The organism is Streptomyces sp. NPDC000941 (genome assembly GCF_053599555.1).
This window is the reverse complement of sequence record NZ_JBSFMM010000003.1, coordinates 104307-118537: the sequence shown is the minus strand read 5'-3', so window position 1 is coordinate 118537 and position 14231 is coordinate 104307. Positions and strand designations below refer to the sequence as shown.

The window sequence follows — 14231 nt, the reverse complement described above, 5'->3', positions numbered from 1 at the left end:
ACACATGAGTACTCCTTCGTACCTGATCAGACGCGTGCTCCAGGCCGTCGTGGTGATCGTGATCGTGACGATCGTGGTCTTCGGTCTGCTGCACGCCCTGCCCGGGGGTCCCGCCCGCGGCATCCTCGGCCCGCAGGCCACGGCGCAGCAGATCGCCCGCTTCAACCACGAACAGGGCCTTGACCAGTCTCTGCCCGTGCAGTACTTCCACTACCTGAACCAGTTGCTGCACGGCGACCTCGGCACCTCGTACACCCTGAACGCGCCGGTGTCCCGGCTCATCGGGGAGCGGCTGCCGAAGACTCTGGTCCTGACTGTCCTGTCGATGGTCATCGGCCTTCTGCTGGCGATCCCGCTGGGGATGTGGCAGGCCGTGCGCCGCAACGGGCCGGTGGACTATGTCATCACCACACTGAGCTTCATCGCGTACTCCACGCCGGTGTACTTCCTCGGGCTGATCCTGATTCTGGTGTTCAGCCAGGTGCTGCCGTGGTTCCCGTCCCAGGCGCCGCAGGGGGACTCGCTCGCCCAGGTGTTCTCCGACCCGCAGGCCCTGGTGCTGCCGGTGGCCGCCGGCGCCGCCTCCATGGTGGCGGTGTTCAGCCGCTATATGCGCGCCGCCACTTTGGAGAATCTTTCCGAGGACTACGTCAGGACGGCGCGGGCCGGGGGTTCCCGCCCCGGCGCCATCCTGTGGCGGCATGTCTTCCGTAACTCCCTGACCCCTGTGATCGCCATGCTCGGCTACTACCTGCCGGTGCTCTTCGGCGGTGCGCTGGTGGTGGAGCAGCTTTTCAACTACCCCGGTATGGGGCTGCTGTTCTGGTCCGCCGCGCAGGCCTCCGACTACCCGGTCCTGCTGGGCTGCGTGCTGGTCATCGCCGTCGCCACCGTGGTCGGCACGCTGCTCGCCGACATCGTCCAGCGGATCATCGATCCCCGAGTGAAGGCAGGCAGCCGGGTATGAGCGCCGTCATCCAGCCGGCCAAGACGCCCGGCACCGCGGACACCCCGCGTGAGAGCTCCGGCACCCGGCTCGCCGTGCGGCGCTTCCTGCGCAACCGGCTCGCCGTCGCCGGGCTCGGCGTCGTGGTGTTCTTCGTCCTGTTCTGCTTCGTGGGCCCGCTGGTGTACCACACGGACCAGACCCACACCGACCTCCAGCAGGTCAACCTCTCGCCGAGCGGAGCACACTGGCTCGGCACCGACGCCGTCGGCCACGACGAGCTGGGCCGGCTGATGTACGGCGGCAAGGTGTCGCTGGTCGTCGGTCTCGCCGCGGGCGTCCTGGCCACCGTCATCGGCACCCTGTGGGGCGCGGCCGCGGGCTACGCCGGCGGTTGGATCGACGCCGTGATGATGCGGATCGTGGACGCGGGCATCGCCATCCCCGCCCTCTTCATCCTGCTGGTGGTCTCCGCCATCACCACCCCCGGCCTGGCCGGCCTGATCCTCATCCTCGGGCTGGTGTCCTGGCTGGTGCCGACGCGGCTCATCCGGGCCGAGACCCTGACCCTGAAGAATCGCGACTACATACTGACTCTGCGGGCCATCGGGGGAACACACGCCCGCGCGATCCTGCGGCACATCCTGCCCAACTCCGTGTCGACCATCGTCGTTGCCACGACCTTCCAGATCGCCGACGCCATCCTCCTCGTGGCCTACGTCTCCTACCTGGGCCTGGGCCTGCAGCCGCCGGCCACCGACTGGGGCGGCATGCTCTCCGCGGGACTCACCGCCGCCTACTCCGGCTATTGGTGGCTCATCCTGCCGCCCGGCCTGGCCATCATCCTGGTGGTGTGGGCGTTCAACGCGATAGGGGACGGGCTCCGTGACGCATTCGACGTGAGGGGACGCGGATGACCGCCAGCCAGGCCTTCGCCGCCCCGGCGGCGAAGGCGATTCTCGAACTCGACGACCTCGGTGTCGTCTTCACCACCGAGTCCGCGGAGGTTCCCGCCGTACAGGGCGTGTCCCTGCACGTCCGTCCCGGTGAGACCCTCGCTCTGGTCGGCGAGTCGGGCTCCGGGAAGTCCACCGTCGCGCTGGCCGCGATGGGGCTGCTGGCCGGAAACGCCCGTGTCACGGGCCAGGCCGTGATCGACGGCACCGATATCGTCGGCGCCGGCGAGGCAGGGCTCGCCGCGCTGCGCGGCCGGACCGTCTCCATGGTGTTCCAGGAGCCGGCCACCGCGCTCGACCCGCTCACCCGGATCGGCAGGCAAATCGCCGAGGTGATCCGCAACCACAACGACGTCTCCGCCAAGGACGCCGCCGCTCGCGCCGTCGGCCTGCTGCGCAGGGTCGGCATCCCCGAGCCGGAGAAACGCGCGGCCGCCTACCCCTTCCAGCTCTCCGGGGGCCAGCGCCAGCGGGTGGTCATCGCCATGGCCATCGCCAACGACCCGGCCCTCCTGATCGCCGATGAGCCGACCACCGCGCTGGACGTCACCGTGCAGGCCGAAATCCTCGACCTGCTGCGCAGGCTCGCCGCCGAGACCGGCACCGGCGTCCTGCTCGTCACCCACAACATGGGTGTGGTCGCCGACTTCGCGGACCGGGTCGCCGTGATGTACCAGGGCCGGATCGTGGAGACCGGCCCGGTCGAGGACGTACTGCTGCGCCCGTCCCACGACTACACCCGGCGGCTGCTGGCCGCCGTGCCCCGGCTGTCGGTCGCGGAGTCCGACGAGCGCCGGCCGGACGACGAGCGCACCCCGGCCGGCAAAGCCCTCCCGGACGAGGGGTCCGGCAGCGGCGACGCCACCGCCCCGGTCGTCGAACTCCGCGACATCTCGGTGGTGTTCGGTCGCGGAAAGCGCGCGGTGCACGCCCTGGACGGTATCTCGCTCGTCGTCCGCCCCGGCGAGACCCTGGGCCTGGTGGGCGAGTCGGGCTCCGGCAAGTCCACCGCGGCGCGGGTCGCACTCGGCTTGATCCCGCCGACGTCAGGCGCCGTGTCGCTGTTCGGCGCCGACCTGGCCCGTACCCGTGCCCGTGCCCGCCGGAGACTGCGGTCCGGCATAGGCGTGGTCCTCCAGGACCCGGTCGCCTCGCTCGACGCCAGGATGACGGTCGGCGAGTGCGTCGCCGAGCCGCTGCGGGTACACCGCCGTGAACTGTCCGCCCAGGAGCAGCGCAGCAGGGTTGAAGCAGTGCTCGACCGGGTCCGGCTGCCCCGCGACATCGTCCGGCGCGCCCCCCGCGAGCTGTCCGGCGGTCAGCGTCAGCGGGTCAGTCTGGCCCGTGCGCTGGTGCTCGAGCCGCGGCTGCTGGTCGCCGACGAGCCCACCAGCGCACTCGACGTGAGCGTGCAGGAGTCCGTGCTGAAGGTCATCACGGAACTGCAGGACGAGCTGGGCTTCGCCTGTCTGTTCGTCTCCCACGACCTCGCCGTCGTCCAGCACTTCGCCCGCCGGGTCGCCGTCATGCGGGCCGGGCGGATCGAGGAGCAGGGCCCCACCGGTGAGACGCTGCTGCGCCCGGAAACCGATTACACCCGGCGGCTGCTGGCCGCCGTGCCGGTCCCCGACCCGGTGGTCCAGCGCGGACGCAGAGCCGAACGCCTGGCCACCTTGGCGGCCGGACGCATGGAGGACGAGGCGTGAACGACCGCCCCTTGTTCGCCGGCGTGGACATCGGCGGGACCACGACCCAGGTGGTGCTGTGCGATGACGACCTCACGGTGCTCGACCGGGCCGGAACGACCACTCCGGCGGCCTCCGGCGGGCAGGCCATGATGGACGCCGCGCTCGGTGTACTGGCACCGCTGTTGCGGCGTACGCCCGGCCGGCTGATCGGCGCCGGCGTCGGCGCGGCCGGGGTGGTGGACACCGCCGAGGGCCGCATCCTGGTGGCCAGCGACTCCTTCAGCGGCTGGTCGGGCTTCCCCGTCACCGCCGCCGTGGAGGACGCCCTGGGCGTTCCCGCGTTCCTCGACAACGACGTCAACGCGTTCCTGCGCGGGGAGGTGTCGGGCGGCGCGGTACGGGGCGAGCCCGATGTTCTCGGCATCGCGCTGGGCACGGGCGTGGGCGGCGCACTCTGGGCGGGCGGCCGGCTCTTCACCGGCCCGCACGGCGCGGCCGGCGAGATCGGGCACATCCCCGGGTTCGGCGACTTGCCCTGCACCTGCGGGGGGCGTGGCCACCTGGAGACCTTGGCCTCCGGCCGTTCCATCGCGGCCCGATTCGCCGACCGCACCGGCCGCCGGCTCACCGCGCGAGAGGTCGCCGACGCGGCCGCGTACGGCGACGAGGACGCCCTGGAGGTGTACCGCGCCGCCGGCGCCGGGCTCGCGCGGGCGGTCGTCATGACAGCCGGCCTGGTGGACATCACCACGGTGGTGATCGGTGGCGGCGTCAGCCGTGCCTGGCACCTTCTCGAGCCCGTCGTACGGGCCGAGCTCGCCGAGGAGCCCCCGGTCAGTGGTCACCCGGTCCGCCTGGTCCGTGCCCGGCTCGGCGCCGATGCCGTACCCGTGGGCGCCGCCGCCCGCGCCCGCCTGGGGACGACGGCGATTCGCACGGCGAACCACCGAGTCAAGAGGCTCGATGAAAATCAGCCACGCCAGACTTAATATCGCCAAGAGTCACGGCCGACATCATGCGCACCAAAGCGGGCAACAAGGGGGTACGCTCCTCAATCCACACCCCCGAGTGCGTGACCTGCATCACAAAAACGGGACAGCTCTGGTCGGCGCGACGCCGCGTGTCGCAAACTCACTGCGATCTTCTGTCAGAAGAATTGCTCACGGGGAAAACGGGGTTACGGGGGGCAACAGTGGGTCATCTATCGATTCAGGCGCGCGCTTCCAGATCCAGCGGATCGCCGGTTTTGAGGCATATCACCGCTGATATTCACGCAAGCTTCGGGAAACCTGGACATCTCGCATTCCAGCACCTCTCCAGGGTGACTCTGTGAATTCCGCCGGGCATCCGCTGTCCCGGCAGCAGCAGACCGTCTGGACATCGCAGCAACTCCAGCCCGACGGGGACTCCTACCATGTTCCCGTGGCCTACCGCCTTTCAGGTCACGTCGCCGAGAAGGAGCTTGCCGAGGCCATCCGGTCGGTGCTGGACCGGCACCCCGCGCTGCGTGTGGCGATTCATCAGTTATCGAGCGGTGAACTTCGTCAGAGCGTACGCCCGACGCCGGAGCACGTCCTGGATGTGCACCAGGTGACAGCCGATGAGCTGCAGGAACGGCTCGCCGAAGCGGCTTCGGAGCCGTTCTCCGGTGAAACCGCGTGCCGTGTGCGAGCCGGCTTGTTCCGGCTGTCCCCGCAGGACGCCGTTCTCCTCATGGTGTTCGACCACATCACGGTGGACGCGCCTTCGGTCGGCCTGATCATCGAGGAATTGGGCCAGGCCTATACCGATGCCCTCGACGGCCGCCTCCCGGCGGAGGCGCCTATTGACGAGTCGCCCTATTTCGCCTACGTCCGCCAGCAGCAGGAGTGGACGAATCTCCCCGAAGAGCGGGAACACACCGACTTCTGGGAGAAATACCTGGAGGGTATGGACGTACTCGCGTCCACACCACGCAAGCGCCCGTACGGCAATGATTCGCCCATTCGCCACTCCTCCTGCCTGCTGTCCTTTCGGGCGGATTTCTTCGAGCTCGTCGAACGCCGGCGGGTGACCCCCTTCGCAGTGCTGCTGTCCGCTTACTCTCTGACGCTTCAGCACTTCCTCCGCTCCGATGACGTCGTGGTCTCCTATCCGGCTGTCGACTGGCGACGCACCGAATTCGACAAGGTGGTGGGGCTGTTTACGGACATGATGCTCTTCCGCTGCCCTCCGCAGGCTGAAACAAGCCTTCAGGAGTACGTCGGGGACGTTCAGGAATCGCTCTTCAGCTGCCTGGAGCATCAGGGAGAGTCCCTGGAGAAGCTGTGGGCCCGTATGCGGGTGATCGCCGGTGGCGGTGCGGCCCTCCCGGCCATGCTGTCCGTCAACGACCTGGGCACAGGCCCCCGGTTGCGCGGGCTGGATGTGGAACGCATCCCGCTGATCCCGCGTGACGGCAAGTCTGAGCTGCTGCTGGCCGTCAACATCAGCGGCACCGAGGTCACCGGGCGGCTGGACTTCGACCCCGACGTGTACGCCCCGGCCACCGCACAGCGGCTGGCCCGCGCGTGGGAAACCGTGCTCGGCCAGATCCTCGACGGCTGGGACGGCGCCGCGCGGGAAGTGGAGCTCATCACCGAGGCGGACCGCTCCCTGGTGCTGGACACCTGGAACGCGCCGCCCGGCGAGCCGGCCTCGCCGCACGTCCCGGAGTCCTTCCTGCGACAGGCCACCGCCGCCCCCGAGAAGGTCGCCCTGATCGACGAGGGGCACGAGGTCACCTACGGGGAACTGGAACGGGCCTCCCGCTCGCTTGCCGCCCGTATCACGGCCCTCGGCCTCCCCCCGGGGAGCGTCGTCGCGCTCTGCCTGCCGAGGTCGGCCCGGTTCGTCGAGGCGGTCCTGGCCGTGCTCCGATGCGGCCTGGCCTTCCTCCCCGTCGACATGGAACAGCCGCCGCGCCGCCGCGCCTTCGTCCTGTCCGACGCGGGAGCGGCAGCCGTGATCGCGCCGAGCCATACCGGACTCGACGCGTCGACGCCCGGCGTGAAGCCGCTCGGCCTGGACGCCGCCGAAACCGCTGCCCCAGGCGACGCCCCAGGCGACGGGTTCGAAGACCGGCCGGTGGACGCCGAGGCCCCCGCGTACGTCATCACGACGTCCGGAAGCACCGGGCTGCCCAAGGCGGTCGTCGTACCGCACCGTGCGCTGACCAACAACCTCCGGTGGAAGCGGGACGAGTTCGGCTTCCGCCCGGAGGACCGCTTCTACTTCAAGACGCCGCCCATCTTCGACGCGTCGGTGTGGGAGTACCTCGCCCCGCTCACCGTGGGCGCCACGCTGGTGGTGGCGCCTCCGGGCGCGCACCGGGACCCGGCGTCCATGCTCGGCGAGCTGCGGCGCCACGCGGTGACCGTGGCGCAGTTCGTCCCCACCCTGCTCAAGGCAATGCTGGCGGAGGACGGGTGGGGCGGCCTCCCCGCGCTGCGCCGGCTCTTCGCCGGTGGAGAGCCCCTCGACTCCTGGGTCGTGAAAGCCGTGAGCATGAGATGTCATGCGCAGGTCACCAACCTGTACGGGCCGACCGAAGCGGGCTGCGACGCGACGTCCCATGTGTGCAGCCCCGGCGACGAGCCGGAAGCGTCGGTGCCCATCGGCCGTCCCATTTCCGGGGGCCAGGCCTATGTGCTCGGGCCCGGCGGGCAGTTGATGCCCCCGACCTTCGTGGGGGAGCTCTGCCTCGGCGGGCTCCCGCTGGCTCTCGGATACGCCAACCGCGCCGAACTGACCGCCGAACGGTTCGTACCGCACCGGTTCGGCGAGGACCCCGGCGCGTTGCTCTACCGGACGGGTGACCTCGCCCGCTTCACCGAGGACGGTCTGCTCGAGTTCCACGGGCGCGACGACGGGCAGGCGAAGCTCCGCGGACTGCGGGTGGAACTGGACGGGATACGCAACCTGCTGCTCGGGCACCCCGGAGTCCAGGACGCCGTCGTGACGGTCCGCCCCGAGCTCCCGGACTCCCTGCTCGCCTACGTCGTCTGCGAACCGGACGACGTCCTCGCCGACCTCCGCGGACACCTCGCCGACCGGCTGCCCCCGGAGCACCTGCCCACTCACTTCGTACGGCTGGCAAAGCTGCCCCTCACCGCCACCGGAAAGGTGGACGTACGAGCGCTGCCGCTGCCCGAGGCGGGAGCGGCCCCGTCGTCGCACGGCGAACCGCGTACCGGCCTCGAACGGCGGCTCGCCGCGCTGTGGGCGGAGGTCCTGGGCACGGAACCCGGCCGGGTGCCCCGTGACATGAGCCTGTTCCAGCTCGGGGGCAGCTCACTGACCCTCATTCAGCTGCATCGGCGGCTCAGGACGGAGATCGCGCCCGGCTTGTCGGTGACGGACCTGTTCAAGTACCCGACCGTTGCCGCTGTCGCCCGCTCGCTGAGTGGCTCGGAGAACGACGGAGGATGAGCATGACCCTTGCGCAGGAGAGCCGGCTCATAGCGGTGGTCGGGATGGCCTGCCGTTTCCCCGGCGCCCGTGACACCGACGAGTACTGGAACGCCCTCATGAAGGGGACGACGTCCCTGGTGCCGCTGACGGCCGACGAACTCGCGGCGAAGGGCGTCCCCCAAGACGTGCTCGCCGACCCGAGTTACGTTCCCGTGGCCGGGGCGCTCGAAGACGTGGAGATGTTCGACGCCGCCTACTTCGGGATCCCGCCCGCCGAGGCGGCTGCCATGGATCCGCAGCACCGCCTCTTCCTACAGGAAGCGGTGCACGCCCTGGAGCACGCGGGGTGGGCGGGCGGCGAGGACCGCAGGGTCGGCGTCTTCTGCGGCTCCGGCGAGAACCGTTACGCGGCGATGCTGCCCAGCCCGGACAGCGGCGCCCGGACCCACCGGTCCATGTCCGACTCCCCCGCCGCGCTGCCGCTGCGCGTCTCCTACCATCTCGACCTGCGAGGGCCGAGCGTCTTCATCAGCAGCCTGTGCTCCACCTCGCTCACCGCCGTCCACCTGGCCAGGCGCGCCCTGTTGGCGGGCGAATGCGAACTCGCCCTGGCGGGCGCGGTGTCCGTGCAGCTGCCACAGCACCACGGCTATCGCGCGCTCGACGGCTCCGTCATGTCCCCGGACGGCCGGCTGCGCCCGTTCGACAGCGCGGCGCAGGGCACCGTACCCGGAAGCGGCGCGGGAATCGTCGTCCTCAAGCGCCTGGACGACGCCCTGCGCGACGGCGACACCGTCCACGCCGTCATCCGCGGCTCCGCCCTCAACAACGACGGGGCCGACCGGCAGAGCTTCGCCGCGCCGAGCGTGCGCGGCCAGCGCGACGTCGTCATCGCCGCGCTCACCGACGCGGGTATCGACCCGGCGACCGTGGGGTACGTCGAGGCACACGGCACCGGCACCTCCCTCGGGGACCCCGTGGAACTCGCGGCGCTCCGCGAGGCCCGGGAACAGCTGGGTGCCACTACTCCCTGTGCGATCGGTGCCGTGAAGTCGTCCCTGGGGCACCTGGACGCCGCCGCCGGCATGGCCGGGCTCATCAAGGCCGTACTCTCCGTCCGTGAAGGCACGGTGCCCGCGACGGTGGGGCACGACGAACTCAACCCCCTCATCGACCTGGGGGACAGCGGCCTGTACATCAGCGTGGGCAGCCACCCGTGGCCGCGTACGGAGCACCCCCGGCGCGCCGCCGTCACCGCGCTCGGCGTCGGCGGCACCAACGCCCACCTGGTGCTGGAACAGCCACCCGGGCAACCCGCACCGTCCGGGCCGGCCGCCCCGGACGAGCCGTACATCTTCCCGCTCTCCGCCCATACGCCGCTGTCGTTCGACCGGCTCTGCGACCGGCTCGCCGAGACGCTGGACCACGAGGAACACGCCCCGGGCGATGTGGCCCGCACCCTCCAAGAGGGCCGCCACCACCGCACGCTGCGCCGGGCCTGGGTCTCCTCCTCCCTCCAGGGGATCGGCACCGCCCTGCGCGAGAAGCCCGTCCCCGCGCCGGCGGAAGGGCTCGTGCTGGCGATCGACCTCGGGGACGAGAACCCGTATCCGCTGGACGAACGGCTCGGCGAGCGCATTCCGGAGCTCCGCCGCGCCCTGGAGCACACGGGCTCCGGGGCCTTGCGGGCGGTGGTCGCGGCGCACACCGCGCGGGGCCTGCTCGATGCCCTGGCCGCACGGGGAGTCGTCCCGGACGCCGTGGCCGCGGTGGGCGCCGGCGAGTACCTGGCGTTCGCCCATGCCGGAGCCCTGCCCTGGGACGTGGCGCTCCGCTGCGCCGAGCGGCACAGCCGGGCTCTGGAGGCGTCACTGCCCGGCGGGGATCTGAGCGTCTGCGAACGGCTGCTTGACGAGATCGAACGGGACCTCGCCGGCTGCCCGCCCACCCCCCTGGCCGTCGAGGTGCGATCGCTCACCTCGGGCACCGGTTTCCCCGCCGGCCGGGTACCGCCGACGGGACACCTGCCGACGATGACCCGGGCCGCGGTGACCGGAGAGGAAGCCTTCGCTCCCCCGCCGGGCTGCCCCAGCCTGCTCGACGGCGCGGCAGGCTGGGAGCAGTGGCTGCGTCTGGTCGCCCGCTGCTGGGAACGGGGCGCCGACGTGTCCTGGCACCTGCTGCGCGGGGCCGGACGCCGGATTCCGCTGCCGGGCTACCCGTTCGACGAGGCCCGCCATTGGGCCGCTCCGGTGCCGGACGCCACCGCGGGACACACCCCCGTTCCTGCCGCCGCCACCACCTCCCGCTCCGACGACGGTTTGCGGGACGTCCTGACCGAACTGGGCGCCATCTGGCGGACGGTCCTCGGTGTTCCCGAGGTGGCGCCCGAGGACAGCTTCTTCGACCTCGGCGGGCACTCGCTGCTCGCCTCCCAGGTCATGACCAGGATCCGCGAGCTGTTCGAGGTGCGGATCCCGCTCGGCGATCTGCTGGACGCCGAGACGCTGGACGGCATGTCCGAGCTCGTTCAGGGCGAGCTTGCCGCGCTGCGTGTCTACGCGACGCAGACCGCCCCGGCCGACGAAGCGATGGAGACGGTGGAACTGTGAGCGTCACCCGCTTTCTGGAGGACATGTCCGCGCGCGGGATCCGCATCGCGCCCAACGGCGAGAAGCTGTCGGTGTCGGGCCCCGACGGCGCCCTCACCGACGCCGTCAAGAACTCGATCCGCACGCGACGCGCGGAGATACTCCGGTTCTTCCGCGAGTACGAGGAGGAGCAGCACCGCCGCGGCGTCCGCATTCAGCGCGTCGACCGCCGGGAACCGATCCCCGCGTCCTATGCCCAGCAGCGCCTGTGGCTGGTGGAGCAGACGGCGAGCGACCTGTCCGTCTACAACATGTACTTCGCCACCGAATTCCGGGGCGACCTGGACGAAGCGGCCCTGCGCGGCGCCGCCGACGATCTCGTGCGGCGCCACGAGATCCTGCGCACGGCCCTGACCGAGACGCCGGAGGGCCTGTTGCAGACCATCGACGACGACTGTGCGGCGCCGTTCGGAACACACCGGGCGGACACCCCGGAGGAACACGACAGGCTGCTCCTCGACATCGTCTCCACGCGGTTCGACCTGGCCGCGGCCCCGCTCATCCGCTTCGACCTGCTGCGCACGGCACAGCGGCGGTGGACCTTCGTCGTCACACAGCACCACGTCATCTCGGACGGCTGGTCCACCGGGCTGATCAAGAAGGAACTGTCCGAGTTGTACGCGGCGCGCGTCGCCGGGCGGAGCCCGCGGTTACCCGAGCTCTCCGTGCAGTACGCGGACTACGCCGTCTGGGAGCGTGAATGGCTCGGCAGCGACCTGGCGCGGCGGCAGCGCGCGTACTGGCGCGACAGGCTCGCCGAGCTTCCGCCGCTGCTCGACCTGGTCCCCTCCCGGCAGCGCCAGGCGGTGCAGAGCTATCGCGGCTCCGCGCTGACCTTCCGGTACGGACGCGAACTCCTCGACAAGGTACGGGGGTTGTGCGGGGAGACCGGCACCACCCTCTACAGCACCTTCATGGCGGCGTACTCACTGCTGCTGTCCCGTATGACGCGGCAGTCCGACATCGCCGTCGGCAGCCCGCTGGCCAACCGGCCCTATCCGGCGCTGGAGCGGACCCTGGGGCTGTTCTTCAACACCATCACCGTGCGGACGCGGGTCGATGAGAGCAGTACCGTCCGCGACTACCTGGCGCAGACCCGGAGCAGCGCGTTCGACGCCTTCGCCCACCAGGACCTTCCCTTCGACCAGGTGGTGCAGGCGACGGCCCCCGAGCGCAGCAGTTCGCACTCCCCGATCTTCCAGACCATCTTCATCCTGCAGACCTATCCGGGCGAGCAGTTCACCTTGCCCGGTGTCCACGCCGAGGCCGCTCCGACCCCCTTCTACTCGGCCCAGTACGACCTGATGTTCAAGCTGCGCGAGGACGACAACGGCCTGAAGGGGCTGCTGGTCTACAACGACACGCTGTTCGACGAGGCCGACGCGCGGCGCTTCGCCGACTGTTTCGTCCGTCTTGTGGAGCGTATGTGCGAGGACCCGGACGCACGGCTCGCGGACCTGCCGCTGATCGACCCCGACAGCTCCCGGCGCATTGAGCAGTGGAACGCCGGCACCAGCCGGCCGGTGCCGGCGCGGCGCGTGGAGGATGAGCTGCTCGACCGGCTGCGCGAGGATCCCGAGCGGGCGGCCGTCACGTTCCGGGGGACCGTGCTGTCCCGGGGTGAACTGGCGCGCAGGGCCGAGTCCGTCGCCGCCGGTCTGCGCTCCGCGGGGCTGCGGCCCGGCGGCCGGGTGGGCGTGCTGGTGCCCAGGTCGCCGGAGCTCATCGCCGTACTGCTGGGGGTCCTCCGGGCGGGGCTGGTGTACGTGCCCCTGGACGGGGCCGCTCCGGACGGGCGCACCACGTCCATGCTCGACTCGGCCGGCTGCGTCGCGCTCGTGACCGGGGAGGTGTACGAGGGCAGGTGCCCGTCGTTCGCCGGTGTGCGGCTGAAGGCCGCGGACCTGCTCCGGCACCCGGGGACGGCCGGCTACCCGGGTGCGGCCGCCGCCGACGCCGCCTATGTCATCTTCACCTCCGGCTCCACCGGGCGGCCCAAGGGCGTCGAGGTGTCGCACGCGAATGTGCTGAACCTCTTCACCGCCCTCGACGCGGTGGCTTCGCCCCCGGATCCCGCCGTGTGGCTCGCCGTCACCCAGGTCACCTTCGACATCGCGGTGGTCGAGCTGTTGTGGACCGTGGCCCGCGGTGTTCCCGTAGTGCTCTCGGAGACGTCCGAGACGATGCGGCACACCACGAGTGATCCGCAGGAGCTTCAGGCGCCCGCGACCATCCCGGAGCTCATCCGCCGTGAGGGGGCGACGGCCATGCAGGCGACCCCCACGCTGCTGCGCGGCGTACTCCGCCTGCCCGGCGCCGAAAGCGCCCTGGCCGGACTCCGGCTGCTGATGGTGGGCGGCGAACCGCTCGACCTCACCCTGGCCCGGCAGCTCAAGGACCTCGGCATCCCGCGCGTGCTGAACATGTACGGACCGACGGAGACCACCGTGTGGTCGACCTGCTGGGAGGTCCCGCGGGAGCCTGACCGCATCCTCGTGGGCCGGCCGCTGGCGAACACCGCGGCCCATGTGGTGGACGCGACGCTGGGCCCCGTGCCGATCGGCATGTTCGGCGAGCTGGTCCTCGCGGGGGCCGGTGTGGCCCGCGGCTACGTCGGCAGTCCCGGGCTCACCGCCGAACGCTTCCCCACCCTTCCCGCCCTGTGCGCGCCCTCCCTGTCCGCCGACGGCCGCGTCTACCGCACGGGAGACATCGCCCGGTGGCTGCCGAGCGGCGAGATCGAGCTGGTCGGCAGGGTCGACAACCAGGTCAAGGTGGGCGGCTACCGGATCGAGCTGGAAGAGGTGGAGCACGCGCTCAACTCCCTCGCCGGAATAGCCGAATCCGCTGTGACCGTCCAGCGTGAGCGGGAGCGCGGCCTGCTGGTCGCCCACTATGTGCCGGCGCCCGGCGCGGTGATCGACGAGGCGTATCTGCGGGCCGGGCTCGCCGATCTGCTCCCGGATCAGATGGTGCCCGCGGCCTTCGCGCCCTGTGCCGCCCTGCCCACCACCAGCGGCGGCAAGACGGACCGCAACGCCTTGCCGCACATCCGCGTCGACACCCGGGAGCAGACGGCCAAAGAGCCCGCGAACGATCTGGAGGCCCGGCTGCTTGCGGTCTGGCGAGCGGTGCTCGGCGACGACGGCATCGGCCCGGCCGACGACTTCTTCCAGTCGGGGGGCACGTCGATCCTCGTCGCCCAGCTGCTCACGGAGGTGCGCGACCGGGTGCACGAGGAGGCGCGGATCGTCGACCTGTTCCGCTACCCCAGTGTCCGGGCGTACGCGGCCCATGTCAGCGGGACGTCCCCGGCCGAGGACCCGCGGCGCGGCCGGGCGCCGGCCACGGACGCCCGCCGGGCGGCCCGGCAACGGCGTGGCCAACAGGTCTCCCGCAAGAAGCAGCTCCGGGCGGACGCGTTCCGGCCCGTCATCGACTGACCTCCGTCCCGCGCACCCCCATCCCGCGCACCCCCTCGTCCCGCGCACGCGGCGCTTCGCGCGCCGCTGCCCCACGCGTCCCTCGCCGCATCCCTGTACGCCGACTCGCCGCCCCC

7 protein-coding genes are annotated in these 14231 nt (G+C 71.2%); all 7 read left to right on the top strand.

The window, feature by feature from the left end:
• Nucleotides 1–4 precede the first annotated feature (4 nt).
• A complete protein-coding gene (locus ACWDSL_RS02045; protein ID WP_450480741.1) occupies nt 5–967 on the top strand; it encodes an ABC transporter permease in 963 nt (320 codons plus the stop codon).
• Nucleotides 964–1863 (top strand): ABC transporter permease, encoded by a 900-nt coding sequence (locus ACWDSL_RS02040; RefSeq protein WP_450480739.1) that lies wholly within the window; start codon nt 964–966, stop codon nt 1861–1863. Before ACWDSL_RS02045 ends, ACWDSL_RS02040 begins: the two co-directional genes overlap by 4 nt.
• On the top strand, nt 1860–3608 hold the full coding sequence (locus tag ACWDSL_RS02035) for a dipeptide ABC transporter ATP-binding protein (RefSeq protein ID WP_450480737.1): 1749 nt from the start codon (nt 1860–1862) through the stop codon (nt 3606–3608). Before ACWDSL_RS02040 ends, ACWDSL_RS02035 begins: the two co-directional genes overlap by 4 nt.
• 11 nt (nt 3609–3619) lie before the next feature.
• Nucleotides 3620–4579, top strand: coding sequence for an ROK family protein (locus ACWDSL_RS02030; protein WP_450480824.1), 960 nt, complete (start codon nt 3620–3622; stop codon nt 4577–4579).
• Nucleotides 4580–4919: 340 nt separating this feature from the next.
• On the top strand, nt 4920–8039 hold the full coding sequence (locus ACWDSL_RS02025) for a non-ribosomal peptide synthetase (protein WP_450480735.1): 3120 nt from the start codon (nt 4920–4922) through the stop codon (nt 8037–8039).
• Nucleotides 8040–8041: 2 nt separating this feature from the next.
• Nucleotides 8042–10633 (top strand): beta-ketoacyl synthase N-terminal-like domain-containing protein, encoded by a 2592-nt coding sequence (locus tag ACWDSL_RS02020; protein WP_450480733.1) that lies wholly within the window; start codon nt 8042–8044, stop codon nt 10631–10633.
• Nucleotides 10630–14115, top strand: coding sequence for an amino acid adenylation domain-containing protein (locus ACWDSL_RS02015; RefSeq protein WP_450480731.1), 3486 nt, complete (start codon nt 10630–10632; stop codon nt 14113–14115). The genes ACWDSL_RS02020 and ACWDSL_RS02015 overlap by 4 nt, the downstream gene beginning before the upstream one ends.
• The last annotated feature ends 116 nt before the right edge of the window (nt 14116–14231 follow it).

Excerpts from the sequence above, each read along its gene's own strand:
- ACWDSL_RS02040 (WP_450480739.1), top strand. The coding sequence starts at position 964 with ATGAGCGCCGTCATCCAGCCGGCCAAGACGCCCGGCACCGCGGACACC.
- ACWDSL_RS02020 (WP_450480733.1), top strand. The coding sequence starts at position 8,042 with ATGACCCTTGCGCAGGAGAGCCGGCTCATAGCGGTGGTCGGGATGGCC.
- ACWDSL_RS02035 (WP_450480737.1), top strand. The coding sequence starts at position 1,860 with ATGACCGCCAGCCAGGCCTTCGCCGCCCCGGCGGCGAAGGCGATTCTC.
- ACWDSL_RS02045 (WP_450480741.1), top strand. The coding sequence starts at position 5 with ATGAGTACTCCTTCGTACCTGATCAGACGCGTGCTCCAGGCCGTCGTG.